The organism is Luteimonas sp. A649 (assembly GCF_054072735.1).
In genome coordinates, this window is the sequence record NZ_JBSVRQ010000002.1 from 126,475 (window position 1) to 150,756 (window position 24,282).

Genomic DNA, 24,282 nt, shown 5'->3' on the forward strand with positions numbered 1-24,282 from the left:
TCAGGGCAGCCAGATCTTCCGTCGCGTCACCGGGCTGGCACTGGCATCCATCACCAGCCCGTTGGCGTCGAACTCGACCTGGATCTCGTCGAAGCTGCTGAGCCAGAAGCGCCAGACCTCGGCCTCGAGGTTGGGGTTCTCACTGCTCACGGGCCAGCCCAGCGACATCGCCACCTGCTCGCGGGTCATCCCCGGCGTGATGCGCGCGCTGGCGATGGCCTCGCGGATCTTGTCCGGGAAGCCCGCGGCCGCGATGCGCGGGTCTTCGGCCACGACGTATCGGGCGGCGAATTCGGCTTCCGACAGGTCGCGGCTGTAATGGTTCTCGATCACATGGCGCTTGCCGTCGACCAGCAGCCTGAGCTTGCGGCGGTCCTGGCGGGTCACGGTCAGCGGACTGCCGAAGGGCACGATGCGCGCGCCTTCGTCGTCGTAGTTGATGTCGTAGATCTCGCCGTCGAAGGCGCGCATGTTGCAGCAGAGGAAGCCTTCGGTCTGTCCTGCCTGGCGGGCGATGGCGGGCGTGGCTGCGGTGGCGATGGCAACGGCGACAAGCGCCGGCATGGCGTTGCGGAAGCGCATGGAATTCCCCTGTGTGTCGCGGCCGGGCCGCCGCGCGTGCGGTTCGCAGGGGCGAGCCTGGATCGGCGCCTCTGCGTACGCCACTCCCCATGGCGTGGGCGCATTGTGCGGGCAGCCGCGTTGCGAGTGAAGCCGGTGATGGACCGGCCGACGAACGTCAGGGCCCGGGCGTGGCCGGCGCCGCTTCCGGGCTGATCTTCTCGATCGTGTGGCGCAGCTCGCGGCCCAGGATCACCTTGGCGTCGCGCGCCCAGGTGTCCAGGCGCTGGTCGAAGGCCAGCTTGCTGTTGTGGTCCAGCTTCACCAGGCCGAGTTCGCGCAGCTTCTGGATGAAGCCGCGGAACAGCGCCTTGTCGAAGAACTCCGGTGCCGCCGGCGCGTACAGCAGGCTCAGCCGCTGCGCCGCCAGCTGGCACAGGCCTTCGAGCTCGCCCGCGCCGAGCGTGCCCGAGCCGTTCTTGGCCAGCACCGAGATCGCGATGTAGTAGCGCTCGAAGGCCTGCTGCAGCGGATGGCCGATGGCACGCAGCCGGAACACCTCGTCCGACTGTCCTGCCTGGCGGGCAAGGATCCCGCCGTCGTCCTCGCTGACGCGCTCGAGCAGCCCCTCGCGTACGAACAGCTCGATCGTCGCGTCGATGCGTTCGGCGAAGCCGTCCTCGTCCCAGGGCAGGAACAGTTCGCCCTGCAGGAAGGGGTACATGCTGCGGCCGATGCGCAGCAGGGTCTCGCGCGCCATGCGCCGGTTGTGCAGGAAGCAGCACGCGATCCACGCCGAGGCCGTGAACAGGTGCACCACGTTGTTGCGGAAGTACGACAGCAGCACCGCGGTGTCGCCGTGAACGCGCAGCACGTCGCCCAGCGGATGCACCACGCGGTGCAGCACGCCGATCTCCTCGCCGTGGGCGATGATCTGCTGCGGCGAATGCGGGGTGACGGTGACCAGCGGGCTGTAGGGCACTTCGGCCAGCAGCTTCTTGGAGAGCAGGATCTGCGCCGTCAGGTCGCCCTCGCCCATGGCGTGCTTGGGCGTGGACAGCAGCGCCAGCGCCAGCAGGTTGATCGGGTTGACGTCGGCGGCGCTGTTGACGCGCTCCTGGATGCGCTGCGCGGTGGCATCGACCGTGGTCGCCAGCCAGTCGGGCTTGTCCTCGTCGGGAAGCGGCGTGCCGTCCCAGCTCGCGGCGTGCTCGGCCAGCATGTCGGCCAGCGCGATCGGCTCGCCGAAGTTCACCACGACCTGGCCGTAGTTCTGCCGCAGCACCTTCGGGATGCTCCACAGCAGCGCCCAGATCGATTCCTTTTCCTTGGGCTTGCCGGACAGCTCGTCGAAGTAGCTGTTGCCCTCCATCAGCTTCTCGTAGCCGATGTAGACCGGCTGGAACAGCACCGGGCGCGTGGGCTGGCGGAGGAACGCGCGCACGGTCATCGCCACCATGCCGCCCTTGGGCTGCAGCAGGCGGCCGGTGCGCGAGCGCCCGCCCTCGATGAAGTACTCGATCGAATAGCCGCCGGCGACCAGCTTGGCCACGTACTCGGTGAACACCGCAGAGTACAGCGCGTTGCCGCGGAAGCTGCGGCGGATGAAGAACGCGCCACCCTTGCGCAGGATGGTGCCGATCACCGGCAGGTTGAGGTTGATGCCGGCGGCGATGTGCGGCGGCACGATGCCGCGCGTGTACAGCAGATAGGACAGCAGCAGGTAGTCCATGTGGCTGCGGTGGCAGGGCACGTAGACGACCTCGTGGCCCGGTGCCGCGGCCTTGAGCTGGTCGAGGTGGTGCACCAGCACGCCGCGGAAGATGCGGTTCCAGACCGTGGTCAGCAGGAAGCTGGCCGAACGCACGACCGGATGCGAATAGTCGGCGGCGATCTCGTAGGCGTAGCCGTGCGCCTTCTTCCAGGCTTCGGCCTGGCCGCGGGCGGCATCGCCGCCTTCGCGCCGGGCCTGGTCGGCGATGGCGTCGCGCACCGGCGACGATGACAGGACCTTGTCGACCAGCAGGCGGCGGGTGGACAGGTCGGGGCCGATGATCGCGGCGCGGATGCGGTTGAAGTGCGTGCGCAGCAGCCGCGAGAGCTTGCGCACCTCGCGCTCGCGCTCCAGGCCCTCGGCGATGATGTCGCGCACCGCGACCGGCGGCGCGAAGCGCACCAAGGTGTCGCGGCCGTTGAGCAGGATCGCCAGCAGCCGGCGGAAGCGGCCGACCAGCGCCCAGTTCTCCGAGAACAGCACCGAGAACCAGCCGCTGTTCTTGTCCGGCGCCCGGCCAACGAAGATCGACACCGGCACCAGCTGCACGTCGAGCGCGGGGTCGTCGTGGTGCGCTTCAAGCAGGCGCGCGAGCGAGTCGGAGTGGCTCTTCTTCTTTTCCGGCTTGCGCTGGGTGGCGATCCGGGTGGCCAGGTCGAGCGCACTGCCGGCGTTGCGCCGCGACAGCGCGACGTAGGCGCGCTTGCGCCCGAGCAGGTCGCCCGGAAGCGGTACCAGCGGCGACGGCAGTCCGGCCTCGCGGCAGGCGCGATCAAGGATCAGCGCGTTGGACAGGCCGTAATCCTCGAGCACGTAGCAGACCTGGCGGTCGTCGATTGCCTCGCCCGGGGCCTGGGGCTCGGTGCTCAGCCCGATCCATGGCGACAGCGCGCGCCCCATCAGGCGCGCCCACCACGGCCGCGTGCGGCGGGAGGGGCGGCCGGGGCGCGGGCCACGCCCGGGCACGGTGGCTTCAACGGCCGGCCCGGGACCGGTGTCGGCGTCGGGGCGGTCGTCGGGCGTGGAGTTGGAATCGAAGAGGGAAGGCTGGTTCGGCATCGTCGACATTATGCCCGTGGGCGGTTCCGGCCCCCGCGCAGCGGCCGGGACGCGTCCCGGTTCAGGGAGCAGCCACCGGGGCCGGCGGTGCGGCGGGCGCGGGCTGCGTCTCGGCCGGGAGGTCCGTGGCACCGGCGGCCGCGCGGGCATGGCGCAGGTAATCAGCCAGGTACCAGCGGCCGTCGATGCGCTCCATGTCGACCACGGTGTCGATGGCGCTGCCCGCCAGGACGTAGCGCAGGCGGACGGTGGCGCGGTCGCCCTGCTGCACCTGCAGGCCGGCCTCGACGCTGTCGAAGGCGGCATCGAGGTCCAGGCCGTAGCCGGCCAGCACCGACCGGGCCTCGAGGGTGAAGGCGCCGATGCGCCCCAGCGACGCATCCATGCCGGCCGCGGCGATGCCTTCGGCCGACACCGCGCCCACGGCGCGCGCCGCGATGGCCAGGCGCGTGATCGCGGCCGCCGCGTGCTCGCGATCGGCCAGTGGCGCCCCTGCGGCCCACTGCGCCACGGCCGACACCAGCTGCGCGTAATGGTCGCGCTCGGAGTCGCTGAAGTCGCCCTGGTGCTCGACATACTGGACGCCGAACATGCCCATGGTCGCGGCGGCGGCGCGGATTTCGCGCGCGGAACCGGCGAACTGGCGTTCGAAGCCGGCCAGCAGGGCGGTCTCGGCATCGTCCGCCGCCAGTGCTTCGAGCACCTGCGGCAACTGCTCCGAAAACGGCAGCTCGTCGAGCGGCCAGCGTGTGTGGCCGGCGCGCCAGGCCAGCTGCAGCCGCGTGTGCAGCGCTGGCGGCACGGCATCGCGCGCGAACGCGTCGAGATCGCCGCTGCGCATGTGGCTGCCCAGCACCTGCACGGCCAGCGCGGGCCGGCTCAGGTCGCTGGCTGCGGGTGTCTGTGCATCCGGCGTCACGGGCCGGCACGCCGCGAGCATGGCGGTCACTGCGGCGGCGGCCAGCAGCGACCGGAGGAACGGTGGCATGGGCATCGCATCCCTCCCCGGGCAGCAGGGCGCATCTTGGCCGCCGGCCGGCAGCCGCGGCAAGCCTACCCGGTCACAGGTCGCGGACCACCCAGCCGTGGGCGGCGGCAGCGGGCGCATCGATGGCGGCTTCGGCCACGCGTTCCGGCGGTTCGCCGGCGGCCCAGGCCGCGGCAATGGCGGCCAGCCTGTCGCGGGTGGCGCGGGTGTAGGCGCCTTCCAGCTCGTTCTGGGCGTCGGCGGCCAGCTTCTGCGGGTACAGCAGGCGCGCCTCCTCGCTGCGGTTGAGCATGGCGATCATGCGCGCCAGGCTGGTGCGGAAGGCCTCGGCCGACAGCGCCGTGCGCTGGGTCCGCTGCAGGTGCCACACCACCAGGTATTCCACCGGGCCGAGCATGCGCCGCGGGGTGGCGCCGAAGAAGTGCCCGGACAGCGCGCTGGCGGCCATCGGCGCGCCGGGGTCGGGCAGGCCGGTGGCGCCCCAGGAGCTGAGGGCCCCGCCCGGCAGGTCCATCCGGCGCAGGGCCACGCCGAAGGTCTCGGCGAGCAGCCGCTGCGCGCGCTCGTCGTCGCTTTCGGCCACCACGCCGACGATGCGCAGGAACAGTGGATAGCGCTCCTCGCCCAGCCGGCGCACCAGGCGCTTGAGCACCGCCAGGCGGTATTCGGGATCGGCATGCGCCGCCAGCGCCGACACCAGGCGGTCGGCGGCGGTGCGCAGGGCGGCGGGGGTGGGCAGGGAATCGGTCATGGCCGCGGCATTATCGCGGCTGGTGGTGCCGGCGGGTCAGGCGAACGCGTCGAGCACCGAATCCACGGCGCCCTCGGCGGCCTGGGCCAGCGGCAGGGCACCCAGCCGGGCCTCGAGGGCGAGGTCGCCGGCGAGCATGCGCGGACCGGCGCTGTCCCAGGCCGGCGCGGCGAGGACCCGTTCGCCGGCATCCGCCAGCGCGACCGGTGCGGCCTCGACCTCGGCGACGGAGCTCCCGGGCTGGACCTCGTGCGCATCCCCGCCCTGCTGGCGACGGAGGTCGTCCAGCGGCCCGTCGATCCGATGCAGGCCGGATGCGAGGTTGAGGTGGGAGTCGGGACCGATGGTGCTCATGGCGATGCCGTGGGACCTGGAGGGGGATTCGGGGCGATGGGCAGACTGTATCGCCGCGGGCTGCGCCTGCCACCTCGGGCCGACCCTAGCCGCCGCGACCCGTTCAGCTGCCGGTAGTCCGGCGTGCCGCGCAACTGCGCGCCGGAGCCGCGCCTGCAAGGTCGTGCATGGTAGCGTTCCGCCGCGAACCAGGCAGAGACGCGATGGCCCAGGACCAGGGCGCCGACAAGACCGAGCAGCCGACCCCCAAGAAGCTCCGCGACGCGCGCAAGGACGCCAACGTCAGCAAGAGCAAGGAGCTGACCAGCACGGTGCTCGTGCTGGGCTGGCTGGTGGGCGGCTGGATGATGCTCGGCTTCATGTGGGACCGGATGCGTGCGCTGTTCCAGGCGAGCCTGGATGCCATCGGCACGCCCTTCCTCGAGGCCGCGCCGGCGCTCGGGCTGCAGGCCTTCTGGACCCTGGTCGCGCTGAGCGTGCCGCTGCTGCTGGTGGCGCTCTTCCTCGCGGTGGTGGTCGAGTTCCTGCAGACCGGGCCGGTAGCGAGCATGAAGAAACTCACCCCGGACGTGTCGAAGATGAACCCGGTCGAGGGCGTCAAGAAGATGTTCTCGATGGACAACCTGGTGGAGCTGGTGAAGGCCATCTTCAAGAGCGCGGCGCTGATCTTCATCGGCGCCGTGGTGCTCTACGGCATGCGCCACAGCCTGCTGCAGATGCCTCATGCACCGCCCGGGGCGATGGGCACCGCGATCTGGCACGCCCTGGTGCGGATCGGCATCTGGACCATCGGCGTGTTCTTCTTCGTGTCGGTGCTCGACGCCTGGTACCAGAAGTTCTCCTACCTCAAGCAGCTGCGCATGAGCCGCCGCGACATCAAGCAGGAGGTCAAGGAGAACGAGGGCGATCCGTACGTGAAGCAGCGCCGCAAGCAGTTGCACCAGGAGTGGTCGCAGCAGAACATGCTCAATGCCGTACGGGGATCGAACGTCGTCGTGACCAACCCAACGCACATTGCCGTCGCCCTGCAGTTCGAGGCCGGGGTCACCGACCTGCCGCTGGTCGTCGCCAAGGGCGAGGGCCACCAGGCCGAGGAGATCAAGCGCGTCGCCGAAGAGGCCGGCGTGCCGATCCTGCAGAACATCCCGCTCGCGCGCGGCCTCAACGAGAAGGTCGAGGTCGACGACTACATCGGCAGCGAGTTCTTCGACGCGGTGGCCGAGGTGCTGTTCTGGGCCGAGGGCATCCGCCGCGGCGAGTGATCAGCCCAGCGCGTGCTTGAGCACGCCGAGCAGGTAGCGGTTGCTGCCCAGGCGCTCGAGCAGGATTTCCACGTAGACGCCGATCAGCAGCAGGATCAGCGCCGTCGCAAGCCAGGCCTTGATCGGCATCGTGAGCGCGAACACGTTGAGCTGCGGCGCGTAGCGGTTCACCAGCCCGAACGACAGGTCGATGACCAGCATCACCACCATCACCGGCGCCGCCAGCACCAGCACCGTGGTCATCATGTAGTCGAACTGGCCGACGAACAGGTTCATCCCCGCCGCCGGCAGGTTGGGGAAGTACGAGGCCACCGGCCACAGCACGTAGCTGCCCATCAGCAGGTCGAGGAATACCAGGAAGGCGCCGCTGGCCATGAACAGCCAGGTCGCCAGCTGCGACAGGAACTCGCCGTGCAGGGTGACCTGGTGGCCCTGGATGGGATCGAAGACCTGCGCCATCGACATGCCGACCTGGGTGTCGATCACGCTGCCTACCGCGGCCACGGCCCAGAACACGATGCCAAAGCAGAAGCCGATCGCCACCCCGATGAAGATTTCCTTCAACACGATCAGCGGCCATTCGATCGTGCCCAGGTTCTCCATCGGCAGGCCGGCCAGCGCCACCGGCAGCACGATGATCCCCAGGCTCACCATGAAGCTGTTGCGCACCATCGCCGGCACCGTCTGCTGGGTCATCAGCGGCAGCATCAGGAAGGCGCCGATCACCCGCGGCAGCACCAGCGCGAGCGCCAGCAGCGGGTTGCCGAGGAAGTCGAACACCCGTCAGTTCCGCACCGTCAGGCCCGGGAAGTCGCGGAAGATGCGGTCGGTGTAGTTGTACAGCGAGCCGCCGATCAGCGCCGCGGTCACGAACAGCATCAGCACGATCGCCAGGAACTTGCAGGCGTAGGCGAACGTCTGCTCCTGCAGCTGGGTGGCGGCCTGCAGGAACGCGATGACCAGCCCGACCAGCGCCGCGGCGCCGATCGGCGGGCCGGACAGCAGCATGACAAGGAACAGCGCTTCCTTGGTGAGCTCCAGGACCTCGTTCATGTCATCCGCCCCCGTAGGTCAGCACCAGGCCGTGGACCAGCTTCGCCCAGCCGTCGACCAGCACGAACAGCAGCAGTTTGAACGGCAGCGAGATCGTGGTCGGCGACAGCATCATCATGCCCAGCGCCAGCAGGATGTTGGCCACCACCAGGTCGATGATCAGGAAGGGCAGGAAGATCAGGAAGCCGATCTGGAACGCGGTCGTGAGTTCGCTCACGGTGAACGCCGGGATCACCACGATGAAGTCGTCGACATCGAGGTCGTCGCGACGGTCCGCCGGCAGCAGGCGCTGCGCGCTGCGCAGGAAGAAGGCGCGTTCGGCGTCGTTGGAATGGCGGATCAGGAAACTGCGCAGCGGCTCCTTGCCGGCCTCGAAGATGCCGAGCATCCGCGCGGCGTCCATGGGCGCGCCTTCGACGGGGGTTGGCGGGCGCGGCGCGCCGGTGGCGGTGATCACCACGGGTCCCTGCTCGCCGGCATCCGCGCCGCCTTCGGGGCCGTCGGCAGGCGTGACGCCGCTGCCGTTGTCCACGTTCGCGAACAGCGGCGAACGCTCGGCGCCCGCGGGATCGGGTGCCATGTTGCCGTCCCCGCCAGCGCGGGCTTCGGCCTCCGCGCGCAGGGCGTCGGCGGCGGCGGGGCTGGCCGGCGGCGGGTCGGCGCGCGTGCCGGCCGCGGTGGTCGCTGCCGGCATCGCGCCCGGTGTCGCCGGGGCCGGGGACTGCGTGACGCGCGCCGCCATGCGTTCGGCGCGGGCGACGGCGCGGGCTTCGATCTGCTCCTGGATCTGCGGCGGCGGCGGCTGCCCGGCCAGGTAGGCGCTGACCGCGGCTTGGGTATCGAGGATCACCGGCGACATCACGTAGGCCGACAGCACGATCGCCAGGCCGTTGATCACGACGTTCGGCGGAACCTGCTGCAGGCCCAGGGCGTTGCGCAGCAGGCTCAGCACCACCACGATCTTGGTGAACGAGGTCACCATCACCGCCACGAACGGTGCCAGCGCGATGAAGACGACGGTGACGAGGACGACCGCCGGCGAGAAGGTGGTGAAGTCCATTCCCGTCAGCTCCAGGACAGCAGGCGCACGCCCAGGGTGTCGCCGACGGCGACCAGCTCGCCGCGACCGGCCACGCGGCCGTTGGCGCGGATGGTGACGTTGCTGCCCTCCAGCGCCGCGGCCAGCGGGAAGACGTAGCCGGGCTGCAGGTCGGCGAGTTCGCCGATGCTCATCTCGGTGCGGCCGAGTTCGAAGCCCAGCTGCACCGGCAGGCTGCGCGCGGGGTCGGCGACGGGGGCGGCCTCGGGCGGCACGCCGCCGTCCTGCTCTGCTTCGCTCATCGAAAGTTCCTCGTGGAAAGTGGGGGAAGGAATCGGCTGGCCCTGCACGGCCCAGCCGCCAGGCGCGGGCGCCAGCGGCCAGTCGCGGCCGGCGGCGCGGGCGATGCAGGTCGGCGGCTGCCCGCGATGGCCGGCGACGATCACGTCACCGGGTCGCAGCGCGCGCCATTCGCGCATCGCCAGGGTGGTCGGGAACTGCAGCGAAACCGCGGCCTGCAGCGTGCGCCAGCGCCCGGCATCGGGCACCGGGTCGTCTTCATGCGGCGGCTCGCCGCGCGCGGCGATCGCCTGCAGCCACGCGATGGGCAGGCACAGGTGGGCAGTCACGGCCAGCGGGGGCGCACCGGCGTCGCCGCCGTCGTTCGCCGGCGCGTCCTCGATGCGGACCGCGAGCCACAGCGATGGCGCGGGCACATCGCCGCCGGCGTCGTCGAGCACGGGCAACAGCGAGCTGCCCAGCCATTCGCTGAGCCGGCGCAGCGTGGTTTCGTGGGCGAGGCTCCAAGCGAGCACGCGCGCGCGCCCGGCATGGTCGCTCCAGCGCAGGCGGGGATCATCGACGCCCGCCGACGCAGGGCCTTCGACGTGCAGCCGCAGCCGCGTGCCTTCGGCATCGACCGCGAACGACGCGGTGGCCCTGTTCGCGGGTTCGGCCTGGATCGCCGCGCCGTCGCCGAGCAGCCACCAGCGCGGCGCCGCGAAGAACGCGCGCAGAGCCTCGCAGGTAGGCGCATCGACCTCGGGCAGGAGGCCGCGCAACGGCCGTGCCCCGGGTGCAGCCGGCAACGCGGTCGCGGGCGTCCGCGTGCGTCGCGACGTCGCCTTGCGCGCGCCGCGCTCAGGCGTGGCCAAGCGCCACCTTCATCAGCTCCGGCAGGGAGCGCACGCCCAGCTTGCCCATCATGTTCGCCCTGTGCAGTTCAACGGTCTTGATGCTGATGCCGAGGATGTCGGCGATGATCTTGTTCGGCTTGCTGGCCACCACCAGGTCCAGGACCTGGCGTTCGCGTGGACTCAGCTTCGCCAGGAGCTCATTGGCCATGCCGCCGCCGGCGCCGCGGTTGCGCGCGTTGGCCAGGGCGGTGCGCAGGGCGTCGATCAGCGCATCCTCGGAGAAGGGTTTCTCCAGGAAGTTCGCCGCGCCCTTGCGCATCGCCTCCACCGCCAGCGGCACGTCGCCGTGCGCGGTCACGAACACCACCGGCAGCTGGATGCCGCGTCGGCCAAGCTCGTCCTGAAGCTGCAGCCCGCTCATTTCCGGCATGCGGATGTCGGACACCAGGCACTCGCTTGCGTCGCCGTGGCGATTGCCCCCGAACGCGGCGAGGAATGCCGGCCCCGAGGCGAAGGCCTCGACCTCGTAGCCGGACGTTTCCAGCAGCCATGCGGTGGAGTCGCGGAAACCATCGTTGTCGTCCACCAGGTAGACGCGTGTCACCGTCATTGCCTATCCCCTTCCTTCCGCCGGCGGCAGCGTGAATCCGAATACGCTGCCCCCGCCCTCGCGCGGCTCGAAGAACAGCCGCCCCTCGTGGTATTCGATGATCGAGCGGCAGATCGCCAGGCCGATGCCCAGTCCGTCGCTCTTGGTGGTGAAGAAGGGCGAGAACAGCTGCGCGCCCTGCTCCTCGCTGAGCCCCTCGCCGCGATCGCAGACGCGGACTTCGACTTCGCCGTCCAGGTTGACCCGGCCCTCGATGCGCAGGCCGCGGTGGTGGGCAGGGACTTCGCGCATGGCTTCGATCGCGTTCTTCACCAGGTTCAGCAGCACCTGTTCCACCATGACCCGGTCGGCATACACCGCCGGCAGTCCCGGGGCGAGCGCGAGTTCGATGCGCAGCTGCAGGCGCTCCGCCTCCAGGCGCAGCAGTTCGACCACGGTGTTGGTGATCTCGACCAGATCGCGCGCATCGCGCCGCGGCTCGCGGGCGCGGACGAATTCGCGCAGCCGCGAGATCACCGCGGCGGCATGTTCGGCCTGCGTGCGCGCGGCGAGCAGCGCGCGCTCCACCTGCACCGGCCCGCCGGCCTGGTCGACCAGGCGCAGGCTGCCGTTGAGATAGTTCACGATCGCCGCCAGCGGCTGGTTGAGCTCGTGCGCCAGGGTCGCCGCCATCTCGCCCACCGTCATCAGCCGCGAGGTGAACAGCAGCTTCTCCTGGCGGCTCTTGTGTGAATCCAGCGCCTCGATGCGGGCGCTGATGTCGACCGCGGTGAGCAGGTCGATCGCGGTGCCTTCAACCTGCGCCGTGCCCCAGTGCAGCGCGTACCAGCGGTTGCTGTGCGGCGCGTTGACCTCGCGCGGCGCGCCACCGGCCTCGTCGCCATCGTGGTCGCCGTCGGCCAGGGCGGCGAGCAGGCGGGCGCGATGGTCGTGGCCCTCCAGGCCGGCGAAGGCCTGCCGGTAGGCGTTGTTGGCAGCTACCAGGCCGCCGCCGTTGCTTGCGAAGGCAGCGCAGGGGAAGGGGATCGCCTCCAGCATCGCGGTCACGGCGCTGTCGCCGGCAGCGACCTGCATGCGGCCGCCCGCGCGCCCGGCCGGCGTCATGCAGTGGCCCCGGTGCCGCGCGCGCCGCAGCGGCTGCGGTAGGCTGCGCCCGCACCTTCCGTGCGCCACAGCAGGCCCATGCATCCGCCCATGTCCAAACGATCCCTGACTGCCATCTTCGCCATCCTGTCCCTCGCAAGTGGCACTGCCATGTCGGCCGAAGCCATTCCCGATGCTCCGGCGGCGTCGTCCTTTGCCGGGGAGCTGTTGGCCATCGTGCTTCCGCTGGCCTTCATCATTGCCGGCCTGCTGGTCGTCCTGCGCCTGCTCCGCCGGCGTTACGGCCTGACCGGCCCCGATGCGCCGCTGTCGATCCTGCAGATCCTTCCGCTTGGCCCGCGTGAACGCCTGGTGCTGGTGAAGTCCCGTTCGGGCCGCGTCTTCACCGTGGGTGTCGCTGCCCAGAACGTGAATTTCATCACTGACCTGGACGAGGCCGATATCGCAAGCCCGGGCAGACCCGAGGATGCGAAGCCCTAGATCGGGACAGCGGTCACGGTTTCTTGTTACCGCAAAATTTCCCTTTCATTACAGGCGTTTGCCTTCACCTCCATGAACAGCCGGAACGTCTCTCACGCGCGGCCCGGATTAAATTTTCCGCGATTGCTCTTGTAGCGAGACTATCGTAATTTGCCACAAAGTGACGCATGGGGTCAGTGCTCGGATGCGGCAGGACGATGATGTGGCAAGGGACATGCAAGGCAGTGGGCAGACCCACTTCCTGGCGCCGTCCGTGGACACGATGACGCCGTGCGCGCGCTGATCGCCAACCTCTTCGCGGCGCCGGCCAACACCAAGCGCGCGCGGCTCGGCTACAGCGACATCGTGCTCGCGGTTTCCGCGGTGCTGATCATCAGCGTGATGATCCTGCCGCTGCCACTGGTGGTGATCGACGCCCTGGTGGCGATCAACATCTCCATCGGCTTCGGCCTGCTGCTGCTGGCGATCTACATCCCCACGCCGGTGGCGTTTTCCAGCTTCCCCAGCGTGCTGCTTCTGACCACCCTGTTCCGGCTGGCGCTCTCGATCGCGATCACGCGTTCGATCCTGCTCGACGCCGAGGGCGGCCACATCGTCGAGACCTTCGGCGACATGGTCGCCGGCGGCAACCTGGTGGTCGGCCTGGTGGTGTTCCTGATCATCACCGTGGTGCAGTTCATCGTCATCGCCAAGGGCGCCGAGCGCGTGGCCGAGGTCTCGGCGCGCTTCACCCTCGACGCCATGCCCGGCAAGCAGCTGTCGATCGACTCCGACCTGCGCTCGGGGCTCATCGACAAGGACGAGGCCCGCGCCAAGCGCCGCCTGCTGGAGAGCGAGAGCCAGCTGCATGGCGCGCTCGACGGCGCGATGAAGTTCGTCAAGGGCGACGCCATCGCCGGCATCGTCATCATCATCATCAACCTGCTCGGCGGCCTGGCCATCGGTGTCCTGCAGCGCGACATGGCGCTGGCCGACGCCACCCGCACCTACAGCATCCTGACCATCGGCGACGGCCTGGTCTCGCAGATCCCGGCCATCCTCGCGACCATTGCCGCGGGCCTGGTGGTCACGCGCACCACGAGCGACGTCGACGACAAGCACTTGGGCGCCGCCATCGGCCGCCAGGTGAGCGGCCAGCCGAGGGTGCTGCTGATCACCGGCATCCTTGCGCTGCTGATGACCCTGGTGCCGGGCTTCCCGAAAATCGTGTTCCTGGTGCTTGGCCTGGTCCTGATCGGCATCAGCGCATGGCGCTACCGGCACGGGTTCCAGGTGCTGCGACGCGCCTTCGGCGTACCGGAGGGCGAGGTCGCGGAATCCGAGCGCCCGGCACAGGTCGACGACCTCGCGCCGCCCGCGCCCCTGCAGCTCGACCTGTCGCCGGACCTGGCGCCGATGCAGGAGCTGCTGCGTTCGCGCGTGGCCGCGGTGGCGCAGGACATGCGCGACGAATTCGGCGTGCCCGTGCCTGCGCCAGCCACGCGCACCGTGGGAGGCCTGGGCCAGGGCGGCTATCGCCTGAGTGCGTTCGGTGCTCGGCTCGCCTCGGGGCAGCTGCGCACCGATGCGGCCTTCCGCCAGGGCGTGGCCGCCGCCGATGGCGGCAATCGACAGGGTGGATTCTTCCCGGCGCTCGCAGGCGAGTGGGTCGCCCCGGGCAGCGAGGGTGCGCTGGCCGCCGACGACCTGCTCGCCGCCCATGCGCGTGGCGCGCTGCAGCGCAGGCTCGGCGGCTTCATCGGCATCCAGGAAACCGCCAACCTGTTCGCGCGCATGCAGCGCGACTACCCCGACCTGGTGAAGGAAATGCTGCGCGTGGTCGCGCCGCAGCGCGTGGCCGACGTCCTGCGCCGCCTCGCCGAGGAAGGCGTGCCGATCCGCAACCTGCGCGATGTGTTCGAGGCCATCACCGATGTCGGCGGCCGTGAGAAGGACGTGGTGCTGCTCACCGAGTACGTGCGCGTCGCGCTCAAGCGCGAGATCGCCGAACGCCACGCCGATACCGAGCGCACGCTGCACGTGCTGCTGATCCATCCGGAACTCGAAGACAAGCTGCGCCAGTCGGTGCGCGTGGCTGGTGGCGCCAGCCAGCTCGCGATCTCGCCGGAGCTGGCGTCGCGCCTGGGCGCCGAAGTGCGCGCGCACCTGGCGCGACAGGCCGCAGGCGTGCGTCCGGTGCTGCTGTGTTCGCTGGATGTGCGCAGGCATCTGCGCAAGCTGATGGAAGTGGATTTCTTCGAGCTCCCGGTGCTGTCGTACCAGGAACTCGCGCCTGACCTGCGCATCGTGCAGGCCGGGCAGGTGAACGCCTGACCCTGGGGCTTCACCGCAAGGTAACGGGACAGCTGCAGGATTCGGTCAAACGGAGAGTGGCATGGGAAGGGAGAACGACATGGAGGCACTGGACGATCGCGGCATCGTGCTGCGCGTCGTGTCGGGTCTCCACGCCGGTGCCGAACGCGAGCTTGCCGGTGGCGAAATGATCCTCATCGGCAGCGGCGACGACTGCGACATGGTGCTGGCGGACGCGGGCGTGGCCGCGCGCCACGCGCTGCTGAGCTTCGTCAATGGCCGCTTCTCGCTGCGCGCGCTGGACGCACCGCTGCACGTCGCTACCGCCATGGTCCATCCCGGTGATCCGATCGAGCTGGACCGCGTGCAGCGCGTGGGCATCGGCGAGGCCGCGATCGCCTTCGGCGCCGCTGATGACGCCGGTTGGGACCGCCTCGTGCCCGGCGGGCTCGGGCCGCGCCCGGCGCCGGACCGGCCCGCCCGCCCCTACCTGCGCCGCCTGCCCGCCGTGGCCGCGGTGGCCGTGCTGTCGCTGGTGTCGCTCGCGATCTTCGCCATGGTCGTGCCGCAGCAGCAGGACGTCCCGGATCCGCGCGCCCAGCTGCAGCGCCTGGTCCCCCAATACGGCATCGACGACGGGCTGGCCGCGATCGACCAGCAGGGCCGCCTGGTGCTGACCGGAACGGTTCCGGATGCCGCCACGCGCGAACGAATCGCGCGGCGGATCGCGGAGGAGAAGATCGACGCGCGGCTGGAACTGCGGACCGGCGACGACATCGCCGGCGACGTTGCCGAGATCCTGCGCGGCCAGGGCATCAGCGCGCGCACGCGCTATCTCGGTAACGGCGACGTCGAGGTCAGGGGCGCCTTCGAGGACGGCGCCGCCCTCGAGGCCGCGTCGTATTCGCGCGCGATGCGGGAAGTGAAAGGCGTGGTCCGGGTCATCCCGGTGAACGTGTCCGAGGTCGCCGCAGCCAAGCGCAACCTGCCCGCCGTTCCCGCCAAGCCGGTGCGCATCCGCGTGGCCGCGATCGTGCGTGGCGACGATCCGCACGTGGTGTCCGGCAAGGGCGACCGTTACCAGGTTGGCGCTGAACTGCCGGGCATCGGCACCCTGGTGTCGATCACCGAGGGCACCGCGCACGCGCTGCGGCCCGACGGCAGCCTCGAGCGGCTGAAGATCGAGGCCGCGCCCAAGCCCGGCGAGGACGCGCCGGAACCTCAGGATTTTTCCAACGTGCGCAGCGACGTCATGCCGCTGCGGATGTAAATCGCAGAAAAGACCGAAGAAGAGGAGAGAGCACCATGACCAACATCGCAGCAGGTACGCCCGGCCTGGGCCAGTTCATCGCCGGCGCAGCCGCCACCAGTGGCGCCGGTGGCATCCGCGGCGGATCGTCCGCCGGTGACCGTGGCAGCTGGTACGAAGCCATGTCGCGCGCCTGGGGCCAGACCCTGGACTCGCAGGCCGCCGTCATCACCGACATGTCCGCCAACATCAGCAGCGGCAGCGACCAGCCTTCCGACATGGTCCAGCTGACCGCCGCCAGCCTGAAGATGCAGTTCATGTCCAACAACGCCGCGACCTCGCAGAACAGCGTGGGCCAGGCGCTGGAGACCCTGGGCAAGCGCAACTAAGCGCGCAAGCGCGGGAGGATCACATGATCGAAGCCATCCAGGTAGCAGCCATGGACCCGGCGATGGCCGGCCAGGCCGGCATGCAGGGTGCGGGCGGCGGCGGGCAGGCACAGGCCACGCCGTACGACATCCGCGATTTCGCCGCCTCGCTCGAGCGCAGCGGCGGCGTCGCCCCGCAGCAGCAGGCGGCGCCGGTCGACCTGACGCCGGCGCAGCCGTCCGAAGGCACGCGGGCGTTGATCTCGGCCATCAACAACCTCAACACGGGCGCGGACAACATCAACGCCCTGTCGCAGAGCATGAGCGGCAACGTCGCCGAGCTCACGCCGGGGCAGATGATGGAAATGACCATGAAGTGCCATCAGTTCCTGTTCCAGGCCGAGCTGACCTCGAACGTTGCCAACCGCACTTCGGACGGCATCCAGCAGCTGTTCCGGCAGCAGTCCTGACGGAAGGGGGCAAGTCCATGGATTCCAAGCAACGGCCGCGGGCACTGCGCGCGGCCCTGTTCGCCCTGGCGGCGGCGACGCTGCTCGCCGCCTGCGGTGGCAAGCCGCTGTACAGCCAGCTCGACGAAAACCAGGCGAACCAGATCATGGGCGTGCTCATCGCAGCCGGCATCGACGCCGACAAGAACCCGTCGCCGTCGAAGGTCGGCTGGGAGGTTCGGGTGGCGGCGTCGGATTTCCCGTACGCGATGCAGTTGCTTGGTGCGCACGGCCTGCCGCGCGCCCAGTTCGCCAATACCTGCGACGTGTTCAAGAAGGAAGGCTTCGCGTCCTCGTCCACCGAGGAGCGTGGCCGCGAGCAGTGCAGCCTGCAGCAGGAGCTGGCCGACACGCTCAGCCGCTTCCCGGGCGTGGTCGACGCCCGCGTGCACGTGACCCTGGCCGAGCGCGATCCTCTGGGCGGGTCCAGCCAGGATTCTTCCGCGTCGGTCGCGATCTTCGAATACGCCGGTGCCAGCGCCCGCGACCGCGAGGCCGACATCAAGCTCCTGATCAAGGACGCAGTGCCGGGCCTGATCGACATCAACAAGGTCACGGTGAAGTTCGCCGAGGCGCCGCCGCTGCCGGCGCGCCGTCCGCAGGGGCCGGCGCTGTCGGCGATCAGTCCGGTCACGCTGGCGATGGCGGCCGGCGTCGTGGTGCTGCTCGGCCTGCTGGTCGCTTTCTGGGGCCGGCTGCGGGCCGCGGTACAACCGAAGAAAACGTCCGACCAGGTCTGGAACGGCTGAGGCATGTCGCTGCGGGCGCTGCTGGCGGAGGTCGACCCCGGATGGCTTGAAGACGCCGGTGCCCCGCTGGACGCGGCATTGGTCGCGCGCGCGCGCGACAGTGCGCTTGGCCGCCGCCTGCTTGCCAGCCGGCTGGCCGAAGGCCCGGCGGCATCACTGCTGGCACCCGACCCGGCGCGCGCTCCGGGTGACATCCGCAAGCGCTGGCCGCGACCGCGGCTCGACGCCCTGTGCCGCGACCTCGGCCTGCTGGCCCATGCGCCACCGATCCGCGCGGAGGTGCGCCGCGAACCGGTCCGACGCCTGAAGACGGCGCTTGGCCACAGCTACATGCTCGCGCTCGACCGGACCGTGTGGGAAGGGACGCTGCCGCCTGCCAGGCTGCAGGCGCTTGGCGCCGACTTCAGCGCGGCCTTGGCCGCGACCATGGCCGACGACGATCCGGCGCCGCTGTTCGCGCTCTTCGACCTGCAGGGCCGCGCGGAGCTGGGTGCCTGGGCCCGGCGTCGCGATCCCGCGCTGGCCGACTGGTGCGACCTGCTGCATCCACCGGCCGACGAGCGCCCCGTGCACCTGCCTGAAAAGCCGGTGCTCCGGGTCTATACGCACCACGAGGCGCGCGCCGCATGAGCGCGCACACGCACCCATGAACGCAGAATCCACCCTCCCCGTCGCCACCCGCGAAGCGCCTGCCGGCCGCAGCCCACCCGCAGCGGGCGTAGCGGTGTTCGAGCAGCGTCAGTTCAGCCGCTCGCTTGGCGCCAGCGTCGTGCCGGCTGCGGCCTGGGCGCAGCTGGGTGAGCTCGATGCGCTGCTCGAGCGCGTCAACGGGCTGTACGAAGAGGCCATCGCCGACATCGCACGCGCGCGCGAACAGGGCCATGCCGAAGGCTTCGCCGAGGGCATCGCGGCCGCCAAGCTGCAGATGACCGAGCAGCTCGCGTCGCTCAACGAACGTCGTGCCCGCGTGCTGGGCGAGGCGAGCGGCCGCATCACCGAACTTGCCTGCGCGATCGTCGATCGCATCGCGCCGGGCTTCGATGCGCGCAGCGTGGTGCCGCCGCTGGTGATGCAGGCGGTCGAGGCCGCGCAGGCCGAGCAGTTCCTGCTGATCCGCGTGCATCCCAGCGTGCGTGACAGCGTGTCCGCGGGCCTCGGCGCGGTGCGCCAGGCACATCCCGCGGTCGGCGTGATCGAGCTCGTCGACGATCCAAGCCTCGAGCCCACCAGCTGCGTAGTGGTGTCGGAAGCCGGCGAAGTCCGCGCCGGCGTCGCGCAGCAGATCGAGGCCATCCGGACCGCATTGGCCGGCAGCGCCGCGCAGGCGGGCAGCGCGGCCGAGGCGGAGCGCCGGGCATGAGCGCAACGGCGCCCGCACCCTTCACGGGTCTCGTCGGCGATCCCGATCCGCTGCTGCATGCGCTGGCGCGGGTCCAATCGATCGAACGCGTCGGCCGCGTCGCCGAAGCCTACGGAACGCTGATCCGCGCGACCGGGCTCAAGGCCGCGATCGGCGAACTGTGCGAACTGCGCAACCCGCGCGGCGAGGGCGATGCATCCTTCCGCCTTGCCGCCGAAGTGGTTGGCGTGTCCAAGCAGCACACGCTGCTGACCCCGCTGGGCGCGCTGGACGGCGTCTCCGCCACCACCGAGGTCTATGCCAGTGGCCGCCAGGCGGCGGTGCGCGTCGGCCCGGGCCTGCTCGGTCGCATCCTCGATGCCCACGGCGAACCCATCGACGACCTTGGCCCGGTCGGCCACACGGTCGACGCGCCGATCTATGCCGCCTCGCCCAATCCCCTGGCGCGCAAGCTGATCGAGCGGCCGTTCTCCACCGGCGTGCGCGCGATCGACACCACCATGACCGCGGGCGAAGGCCAGCGCATCGGCATCTTCGCCGTGGCCGGTGGCGGCAAAAGCACCCTGCTGGGCATGCTCGCGCGCGGTGGCGATGCCGACGTCAACGTCATCGTCCTGGTCGGAGAGCGTGGCCGCGAGGTCAACGAATTCATCCACGACAACCTCGGGCCCGCGGGCCTGGCGAAGTCGGTGGTCGTGGTCGCCACTTCCGATCGGCCGGCGCTCGAGCGCAGCCGCGCGGCCTGGGTCGGTACCGCGATCGCCGAGCACTTCCGCGACCAGGGCCGGAGCGTGCTGCTGCTGGTCGACTCGGTCACCCGTTTCGCGCGTGCGCTGCGCGACGTCGGCCTGGCCGTGGGCGAGCCGCCGGCCAGGCGCGGCTTCCCGCCCTCGGTGTTCAGCGCGCTGCCGCGGCTGTTCGAACGCGCGGGCAACAACGACAAGGGTTCGATCACCGCCTTCTATACCGTGCTTGCGGAAGACGAAGACGGCGGCGACCCGATCGTGGAAGAGGTGCGCTCGATCCTCGACGGCCACATCGTGTTGTCGCGAAAACTCGCGGCCGCGTACCACTACCCGGCGATCGACGTCCTGGTCAGCCTGAGCCGCACGATGCCGCGCGTGGTCGACCATGCGCACGTGCGCGCGGCCGGACAGCTGCGCAAGCTGCTTGCGAAATACCAGGACATCGAGCTGCTGCTGCAGCTGGGCGAGTACAAGCGGGGCACCGATCCCGATGCCGATGCCGCAATCGAAAAGATCGGACCGATCCGCAAGCTGCTGCAGCAATCGGCGCACGAGCTGGTGCCGTTCGCGCAGTCGGCCGACGCGCTCAAGGGCCTGTTTCCGTGAAGCGCTATCCGCTGCAGACGCTCATCAGGCTGCGCGAGCACCGCACCGAAGCCGCGCGCCAGCGGGTGCTCGAGCGCCAGCGCGAAGCACAGGCCTGCAGTGATGCGTGCCTGAAGATCGAGGGCGAGATCATCGCGCTGGATTTCGAGCAGAAGCAGCAGCGCGTGCGCCTGCTCGACGCGCCGCCGCCGGGCGTGCCGTGGCCGAATGCCCTGGCGCAGCGCGAGGCCCACATCGGCCTGTTGGGCGAGCAGGCGGACGCCGCGCGCCAGCGCCTGTTCCAGGCCCAGGAAACGCTGCGCGCCGCCGAGGCCGCGGTGGCCGAGGCGCGCACGGAGTTCTTCCGCGCGAAGGCGCGGCTGGATGCGCTGGATAAGCGCCGCGACGTCTGGCGCGGCGAACAGAATGCCCATGAGCTGCGCCAGGAAGAGGGCGCCGCCGAAGACTTGCTGCAGGCACGCCACCTGGCCGGCGCCTGAGCCAAGGAGTTCCTCCATGTCGATCGATCGCACCAGCCAGAGTTCCGCCGCCGATGCCGCCCGCGCCCGCGAGGGTACGGTGGAGGCGCGCGAGCGTCCGCCGGCCAACCGCGAACAGACCGACCGCTTTCGCGACGCGCTCGACCATGCGCGCCAGGGCGTGCAGCAGCAGCCACAGCGCCTGGGCGAAGGCCAGGCCGAGATCGACCATGGCGACTCCGCGGAGCTGCGCCAGACCGTGACCGAGGACGCCGTGCACCGCACCGGTGAACGGGAGCGCGGCGACAGTGGTGGCCAGGCCAATGACGGCGCCGACGGCGGCGAAGCCAAGCTGCTCGACCCCGCCCTGCTGTGGCAGGCGCAGCACGCCCTGCGCGGCGATGCCCCTGCCGCCATGCCTGCCCCGGTGGGCGCAAGCAACGCGGTCCTGGAAATGATCGAGCGCCACGTGCGCCAGCTCGCCGTGGCCGGCGGTGCGGCCGATCCCCAGGGCGATGGCCAGGTGCTGCTGCGCATGGCCGACGCCACCCTGCCGGGTACCGACCTGCTGCTCAGCCGCGAGGGCGACGGCTGGGTGCTGCGTGCCGACGTACGCTCGCGCGGAAGCTACGACGCCATCCGCGATGCGGCGCCGGAGCTGATGAAGCGCTTCGCCGAGCGCAACCTTGGCAGCTTGCGCGTGGATCCGCACTTCCACGGTTGAGCGTTTTGCCGCGCGGAGTGTGCGCCCTGCACGCCCGCCTTAGGGTCTGACCTAGCTGGCAAGCCATCGTCTTGCTTCCTGTAATGGGCGCATGCGCGGCATGTGTCGCATCAAAGCAGGAGCCAAGCCATGGTCGATCCGGTCAGCGGCAACGGCGGCGGGCACAACGCCGTCGGCGACCACCTCAGCCCGTCGGGCTTCGACTACAACCGCATCCAGGGCGTGCAGGGCAATGCCAACGTCACGCCCGCCTTCATCACCCAGGTCGAGGCGATGGCGCAGCGCCTGGGCACGCAGCCCGAGTACCTGCTGGCGGTGATGAGCTTCGAGACCGGTGCCAGCTTCAGTCCCGGCGTGCGCAACGGCGCGGGCAGCGGTGCCACCGGCCTGATCCAGTTCATGCCCAATACCGCGCGCGAACTCGGCACCTCGACCGATGCGCTGGCGCGGATGAGTGCTCTGGACCAGCTGCAGTACGTCGAGCGCTACTTCAACAACCGCTCCGATCCGGGCGACCTCAACACGCTCGAGGGCGTCTACACCACGGTGCTCTACGGAAGTCCGCGTCCCGATCCCGATGCGACCCTCTTCAGCCAGGGCAGCGCCGCGTATCGCATGAACGCACCGCTGGACGTCAACCGCGATGGCCGGATCACCGCCGGCGAGGCGACGTCCTTCGTGCGCCAGCGTATCGATGGCGACGCGCCGCCGCCTTCATCGTCCCCGGCGCCGGGGCCTTCGCCCTCGCCGTCCCCCACGCCCGCTCCGATGCCATCAGACGCCGTCACCGTGCGCAGTGGCGACACGCTGTCGGGCATCGCCGCGCGTAACGGCGTCTCGCTGGGCGAACTGCTCTCCGCCAATCCCCAGATCCGCAACCCGAACCTGATCTATCCCGGCCAGACCGTGCACCTGCCCGGCGGCGGCGGCGGCGAAGTCACCGTGCGCAGCGGCGACACGCTGTCGGGCATCGCGGCGGGCAATGGCGTGTCGCTCGGCGCACTGCTGTCGGCCAACCCGCAGATCAGCAACCCGGACCTCATCCATCCGGGGCAGACCATCAGGCTGCCGGGCGGCGCGGGTGCCACCCATGAGGTCACCGTGCGCAGTGGGGACACGCTGTCCGGCATCGCCGCGCGCAACGGCGTGTCGCTCAATGCACTGGTCGCGGCCAATCCGCAGATCGCGAACCCGAACCTGATCCACCCGGGACAGACGGTCCACGTGCCCGGTGGCGGCGGCGGACAAGCACCCGCGCCAGGGCCGGGTGCGCCGTCGCCCGCGCCCGGCCCCACGCCGCCGTCGGGCGACGCGCCGACCTATGCGCCGTACACCGTGTACAGCACCGGCCACCAGCCGGCGATTTCGGTATCCCACCCCGACCAGATGCAGCCGCACCACGATTACCAGACGCAGGTGCGCGACGGGCAGACGCTCGAGGTGCGCGACATCGTCCTGCATCGCAACGGCCAGTCGCAGACCAGCCAGGCGATCCCGGCGCCGATCGCGGGCACCGTGGTGTCGGCCGGCGCGATGGGCAACGCCGGCAACGCGGTCATCCTGCGCGGCGACCAGGGCCAGCTGGTCTACATCTTCCACATGTCGAGCATCGACGTGCGCGCCGGCGAGCGCGTGGCCTACGGACAGGACCTCGGCGACCAGGGCTCGACCGGCAACTCCACCGGCCCGCACGTGCACATCGAAGCCTCGACCGCGACGATCGACCGCTGGGTCCACGACCTGCTTGACGGCCGCTTCGACGGGCGTCGCCAGTAGTGCGGCACCCGCCGGGTTGGCTGGCGGCGCTGCTGGCCGCCGGCCTTGCGCTGGCGGGCTGCGAGCGTGCGCAGCCCGATGACGCGGAGGCCGTGCGCGCGGTGCCGGCAACGTCATCGGCAACGATGCCGCCGGGACCGCCGGGCGACGATGCAAGTGATCCCCCCGGCCCGCCCGCCGCCAGCATCCGCTTCGTCGCCGGTGCCCCCGCATCCGGCGAGACGCTGGCGGACGACATCGTCCGCGGCCTCTCCACCGACGTGCGCGTGCTCGCCTGCGACCAGGGTGTGGTCGATGGCCGCTCGGCGTTCGCCCCCGACTGGGTGCTCGCGCACCGGGTTGACCTCGATGACGACGGTCGCGCCGACTGGCTGGTCGAAGGCCGCCACCCCTGTCTCAGCGATGCCGATGGCGCCGACTGGTGGCTGTATGCAGAGAACGCCGCCGGTCGCAGCCTCCTGCTTGCCGCCGGCCGTGCCCGCGCCGTGGAAGCGCTGCCTTCGCGAAGCCACGGCTTCCGCGACCTGCGCCTGCAGCGCGAGGGTGATCGCGACCTGGAAGTGCGCCACGACGGCGCTGTCTACGTGGCTTCGCCCGTCATTCGCGATTGATCGCTGCGGCGGCGCACGCCGCGCCAGTCCGCACGCTGCAGCCGCATTCTCAGCGCAGGCTTCCCGAACTGCTCGACCTTTCCGTCGGGCGTGAAGCCCAGGCGCGCCAACAGCGGCGGTACCGAGCGGTTGGCCGGGTTGCACAGCCCCACCAGCGCTGGCAGCCCAAGCGTGTCGAAGGCGTGCGCACACAGCGCCGCCCCGCCCTCCAGCGCATAGCCGCGGCCCCAGGCGCGCGGCAGCAGCCGGGTGCCGATCTCGACCTCGTCCGGTGCGTACTCCGACACCAGCGAGAAGAACCCGACGAAGCCCGTGGCATCGTCCGCGCGCCACAGCCCAAGGCCCGGGCGCTCGCGCTGGATGCGGCGCGCGGTCTCGACCAGGGCGGCCGCCGATGCGATGTCGTCCACGGGGGCGTCCAGCAGCGCGCGCGCCACCCGCGGGTCGCGCCCCAGCCGCTGCAGGTCGAAGACGTCGCCCGGGCGCAGTCCGCGCAGCACCAGGCGGCGCGTGCGCAGGAACTCGTCGTCGGGAGCGATGGCCATGGCGCGAGTATGCCGTCGCGAACCGCCGCGGCCGCGCCCCGGGCCGGCCCTAGGTCGGGTACGCACCAGCTTGGCGCCGCCGCGCCGCTGCGGAAACTTGAACCTGCACCCGGAGTCC

The 24,282-nt window shown here is 70.6% G+C and carries 26 protein-coding genes; 14 read left to right on the forward strand and 12 right to left on the reverse strand.

Going from position 1 to position 24,282, the window contains the following annotated elements; genetic code table 11:
- The 5 genes from ACW5E8_RS10060 to ACW5E8_RS10080 form a co-directional block, all read right to left on the reverse strand.
- A complete protein-coding gene (locus tag ACW5E8_RS10060) occupies positions 1–582 on the reverse strand; it encodes a hypothetical protein (RefSeq protein WP_456965395.1) in 582 nt (193 codons plus the stop codon).
- 157 nt (positions 583–739) lie between these two features.
- Positions 740–3,394, reverse strand: coding sequence for a glycerol-3-phosphate 1-O-acyltransferase PlsB (gene plsB / locus ACW5E8_RS10065; RefSeq protein WP_456965396.1), 2,655 nt, complete (start codon positions 3,392–3,394; stop codon positions 740–742).
- A 61-nt stretch (positions 3,395–3,455) separates the two neighbouring features.
- On the reverse strand, positions 3,456–4,382 hold the full coding sequence (locus ACW5E8_RS10070; protein WP_456965397.1) for a hypothetical protein: 927 nt from the start codon (positions 4,380–4,382) through the stop codon (positions 3,456–3,458).
- A gap of 73 nt (positions 4,383–4,455) precedes the next feature.
- On the reverse strand, positions 4,456–5,133 hold the full coding sequence (locus ACW5E8_RS10075) for a hypothetical protein (protein WP_456965398.1): 678 nt from the start codon (positions 5,131–5,133) through the stop codon (positions 4,456–4,458).
- Positions 5,134–5,169: 36 nt separating this feature from the next.
- Positions 5,170–5,487, reverse strand: a complete 318-nt coding sequence (locus ACW5E8_RS10080) for a hypothetical protein (RefSeq protein WP_456965399.1) — start codon at positions 5,485–5,487, stop codon at positions 5,170–5,172.
- 203 nt (positions 5,488–5,690) lie between these two features.
- On the opposite strand from ACW5E8_RS10080, the gene sctU reads away from it, so the two are divergent.
- The gene (sctU, locus tag ACW5E8_RS10085; RefSeq protein ID WP_456965400.1) at positions 5,691–6,749 is read left to right on the forward strand and encodes a type III secretion system export apparatus subunit SctU; all 1,059 of its coding nucleotides are present in this window, start codon (positions 5,691–5,693) and stop codon (positions 6,747–6,749) included.
- On the opposite strand, the gene sctT is transcribed toward sctU, so the two are convergent.
- The 6 genes from sctT to ACW5E8_RS10115 are packed head-to-tail and all read right to left on the reverse strand — an operon-like array spanning position 6,750 to position 11,691.
- A complete protein-coding gene (gene sctT / locus ACW5E8_RS10090) occupies positions 6,750–7,529 on the reverse strand; it encodes a type III secretion system export apparatus subunit SctT (protein WP_456965401.1) in 780 nt (259 codons plus the stop codon).
- A gap of 3 nt (positions 7,530–7,532) precedes the next feature.
- Positions 7,533–7,802: a type III secretion system export apparatus subunit SctS gene (gene sctS / locus ACW5E8_RS10095; RefSeq protein WP_456965402.1), complete on the reverse strand. Its 270-nt coding sequence runs from the start codon at positions 7,800–7,802 to the stop codon at positions 7,533–7,535.
- A gap of 1 nt (position 7,803) precedes the next feature.
- Positions 7,804–8,862, reverse strand: a complete 1,059-nt coding sequence (locus ACW5E8_RS10100) for an EscR/YscR/HrcR family type III secretion system export apparatus protein (protein WP_456965403.1) — start codon at positions 8,860–8,862, stop codon at positions 7,804–7,806.
- 5 nt (positions 8,863–8,867) lie between these two features.
- On the reverse strand, positions 8,868–9,995 hold the full coding sequence (sctQ, locus tag ACW5E8_RS10105; RefSeq protein WP_456965404.1) for a type III secretion system cytoplasmic ring protein SctQ: 1,128 nt from the start codon (positions 9,993–9,995) through the stop codon (positions 8,868–8,870).
- Positions 9,982–10,587 carry a response regulator transcription factor gene (locus ACW5E8_RS10110; RefSeq protein ID WP_456965405.1) on the reverse strand — a complete coding sequence of 202 codons (606 nt, stop codon included), beginning with the start codon at positions 10,585–10,587 and terminating at the stop codon, positions 9,982–9,984. Before ACW5E8_RS10110 ends, sctQ begins: the two co-directional genes overlap by 14 nt.
- A gap of 3 nt (positions 10,588–10,590) precedes the next feature.
- On the reverse strand, positions 10,591–11,691 hold the full coding sequence (locus ACW5E8_RS10115) for a sensor histidine kinase (RefSeq protein ID WP_456965406.1): 1,101 nt from the start codon (positions 11,689–11,691) through the stop codon (positions 10,591–10,593).
- 78 nt (positions 11,692–11,769) lie between these two features.
- Between ACW5E8_RS10115 and ACW5E8_RS10120 the strand changes: the two genes are divergently transcribed.
- The 13 genes from ACW5E8_RS10120 (at position 11,770) to ACW5E8_RS10180 (ending at position 23,619) form a co-directional block, all read left to right on the forward strand.
- Positions 11,770–12,171: a FliO/MopB family protein gene (locus tag ACW5E8_RS10120; protein WP_456965407.1), complete on the forward strand. Its 402-nt coding sequence runs from the start codon at positions 11,770–11,772 to the stop codon at positions 12,169–12,171.
- Between the two features lie 270 nt (positions 12,172–12,441).
- Positions 12,442–14,484: a type III secretion system export apparatus subunit SctV gene (gene sctV / locus ACW5E8_RS10125; RefSeq protein ID WP_456965408.1), complete on the forward strand. Its 2,043-nt coding sequence runs from the start codon at positions 12,442–12,444 to the stop codon at positions 14,482–14,484.
- A gap of 61 nt (positions 14,485–14,545) precedes the next feature.
- Positions 14,546–15,733: a type III secretion system inner membrane ring subunit SctD gene (gene sctD / locus ACW5E8_RS10130; RefSeq protein ID WP_456965409.1), complete on the forward strand. Its 1,188-nt coding sequence runs from the start codon at positions 14,546–14,548 to the stop codon at positions 15,731–15,733.
- 35 nt (positions 15,734–15,768) lie between these two features.
- Entirely contained in the window at positions 15,769–16,101 is a 333-nt protein-coding gene (locus tag ACW5E8_RS10135; protein ID WP_456965410.1) for a hypothetical protein, read from the forward strand.
- A gap of 23 nt (positions 16,102–16,124) precedes the next feature.
- The gene (locus ACW5E8_RS10140; RefSeq protein ID WP_456965411.1) at positions 16,125–16,550 is read left to right on the forward strand and encodes a hypothetical protein; all 426 of its coding nucleotides are present in this window, start codon (positions 16,125–16,127) and stop codon (positions 16,548–16,550) included.
- Positions 16,551–16,567: 17 nt separating this feature from the next.
- The gene (locus tag ACW5E8_RS10145; protein WP_456965412.1) at positions 16,568–17,338 is read left to right on the forward strand and encodes a hypothetical protein; all 771 of its coding nucleotides are present in this window, start codon (positions 16,568–16,570) and stop codon (positions 17,336–17,338) included.
- Positions 17,339–17,341: 3 nt separating this feature from the next.
- Complete coding sequence (locus tag ACW5E8_RS10150) at positions 17,342–17,968, forward strand: hypothetical protein (RefSeq protein WP_456965413.1); 627 nt, start codon at positions 17,342–17,344, stop codon at positions 17,966–17,968.
- 16 nt (positions 17,969–17,984) lie between these two features.
- Positions 17,985–18,698, forward strand: a complete 714-nt coding sequence (locus ACW5E8_RS10155; RefSeq protein ID WP_456965414.1) for a FliH/SctL family protein — start codon at positions 17,985–17,987, stop codon at positions 18,696–18,698.
- Entirely contained in the window at positions 18,695–20,050 is a 1,356-nt protein-coding gene (locus ACW5E8_RS10160) for a FliI/YscN family ATPase (protein ID WP_456965415.1), read from the forward strand. Before ACW5E8_RS10155 ends, ACW5E8_RS10160 begins: the two co-directional genes overlap by 4 nt.
- A complete protein-coding gene (locus tag ACW5E8_RS10165) occupies positions 20,047–20,529 on the forward strand; it encodes a hypothetical protein (protein WP_456965416.1) in 483 nt (160 codons plus the stop codon). Before ACW5E8_RS10160 ends, ACW5E8_RS10165 begins: the two co-directional genes overlap by 4 nt.
- A gap of 16 nt (positions 20,530–20,545) precedes the next feature.
- On the forward strand, positions 20,546–21,232 hold the full coding sequence (locus ACW5E8_RS10170; RefSeq protein WP_456965417.1) for a hypothetical protein: 687 nt from the start codon (positions 20,546–20,548) through the stop codon (positions 21,230–21,232).
- Between the two features lie 129 nt (positions 21,233–21,361).
- Positions 21,362–23,008, forward strand: a complete 1,647-nt coding sequence (locus tag ACW5E8_RS10175; RefSeq protein ID WP_456965418.1) for a LysM peptidoglycan-binding domain-containing protein — start codon at positions 21,362–21,364, stop codon at positions 23,006–23,008.
- Positions 23,008–23,619 carry a hypothetical protein gene (locus ACW5E8_RS10180; protein WP_456965419.1) on the forward strand — a complete coding sequence of 204 codons (612 nt, stop codon included), beginning with the start codon at positions 23,008–23,010 and terminating at the stop codon, positions 23,617–23,619. Before ACW5E8_RS10175 ends, ACW5E8_RS10180 begins: the two co-directional genes overlap by 1 nt.
- Here the strand turns inward: ACW5E8_RS10180 and ACW5E8_RS10185 are convergent.
- Positions 23,589–24,164, reverse strand: coding sequence for a GNAT family N-acetyltransferase (locus tag ACW5E8_RS10185; protein WP_456965420.1), 576 nt, complete (start codon positions 24,162–24,164; stop codon positions 23,589–23,591). The genes ACW5E8_RS10180 and ACW5E8_RS10185 overlap by 31 nt on opposite strands.
- Positions 24,165–24,282: the final 118 nt, after the last annotated feature.

Coding starts and splice junctions, on each gene's coding strand:
- ACW5E8_RS10060 (WP_456965395.1), bottom strand. CDS start 582: ATGCGCTTCCGCAACGCCATGCCGGCGCTTGTCGCCGTTGCCATCGCC.
- plsB (WP_456965396.1), bottom strand. CDS start 3,394: ATGCCGAACCAGCCTTCCCTCTTCGATTCCAACTCCACGCCCGACGAC.
- ACW5E8_RS10070 (WP_456965397.1), bottom strand. CDS start 4,382: ATGCCACCGTTCCTCCGGTCGCTGCTGGCCGCCGCCGCAGTGACCGCC.
- ACW5E8_RS10075 (WP_456965398.1), bottom strand. CDS start 5,133: ATGACCGATTCCCTGCCCACCCCCGCCGCCCTGCGCACCGCCGCCGAC.
- ACW5E8_RS10080 (WP_456965399.1), bottom strand. CDS start 5,487: ATGAGCACCATCGGTCCCGACTCCCACCTCAACCTCGCATCCGGCCTG.
- sctU (WP_456965400.1), top strand. CDS start 5,691: ATGGCCCAGGACCAGGGCGCCGACAAGACCGAGCAGCCGACCCCCAAG.
- sctS (WP_456965402.1), bottom strand. CDS start 7,802: ATGAACGAGGTCCTGGAGCTCACCAAGGAAGCGCTGTTCCTTGTCATG.
- ACW5E8_RS10100 (WP_456965403.1), bottom strand. CDS start 8,862: ATGGACTTCACCACCTTCTCGCCGGCGGTCGTCCTCGTCACCGTCGTC.
- ACW5E8_RS10110 (WP_456965405.1), bottom strand. CDS start 10,587: ATGACGGTGACACGCGTCTACCTGGTGGACGACAACGATGGTTTCCGC.
- ACW5E8_RS10115 (WP_456965406.1), bottom strand. CDS start 11,691: ATGACGCCGGCCGGGCGCGCGGGCGGCCGCATGCAGGTCGCTGCCGGC.
- ACW5E8_RS10120 (WP_456965407.1), top strand. CDS start 11,770: ATGCATCCGCCCATGTCCAAACGATCCCTGACTGCCATCTTCGCCATC.
- sctD (WP_456965409.1), top strand. CDS start 14,546: ATGGGAAGGGAGAACGACATGGAGGCACTGGACGATCGCGGCATCGTG.
- ACW5E8_RS10135 (WP_456965410.1), top strand. CDS start 15,769: ATGACCAACATCGCAGCAGGTACGCCCGGCCTGGGCCAGTTCATCGCC.
- ACW5E8_RS10140 (WP_456965411.1), top strand. CDS start 16,125: ATGATCGAAGCCATCCAGGTAGCAGCCATGGACCCGGCGATGGCCGGC.
- ACW5E8_RS10145 (WP_456965412.1), top strand. CDS start 16,568: ATGGATTCCAAGCAACGGCCGCGGGCACTGCGCGCGGCCCTGTTCGCC.
- ACW5E8_RS10150 (WP_456965413.1), top strand. CDS start 17,342: ATGTCGCTGCGGGCGCTGCTGGCGGAGGTCGACCCCGGATGGCTTGAA.
- ACW5E8_RS10155 (WP_456965414.1), top strand. CDS start 17,985: ATGAACGCAGAATCCACCCTCCCCGTCGCCACCCGCGAAGCGCCTGCC.
- ACW5E8_RS10160 (WP_456965415.1), top strand. CDS start 18,695: ATGAGCGCAACGGCGCCCGCACCCTTCACGGGTCTCGTCGGCGATCCC.
- ACW5E8_RS10170 (WP_456965417.1), top strand. CDS start 20,546: ATGTCGATCGATCGCACCAGCCAGAGTTCCGCCGCCGATGCCGCCCGC.
- ACW5E8_RS10175 (WP_456965418.1), top strand. CDS start 21,362: ATGGTCGATCCGGTCAGCGGCAACGGCGGCGGGCACAACGCCGTCGGC.
- ACW5E8_RS10185 (WP_456965420.1), bottom strand. CDS start 24,164: ATGGCCATCGCTCCCGACGACGAGTTCCTGCGCACGCGCCGCCTGGTG.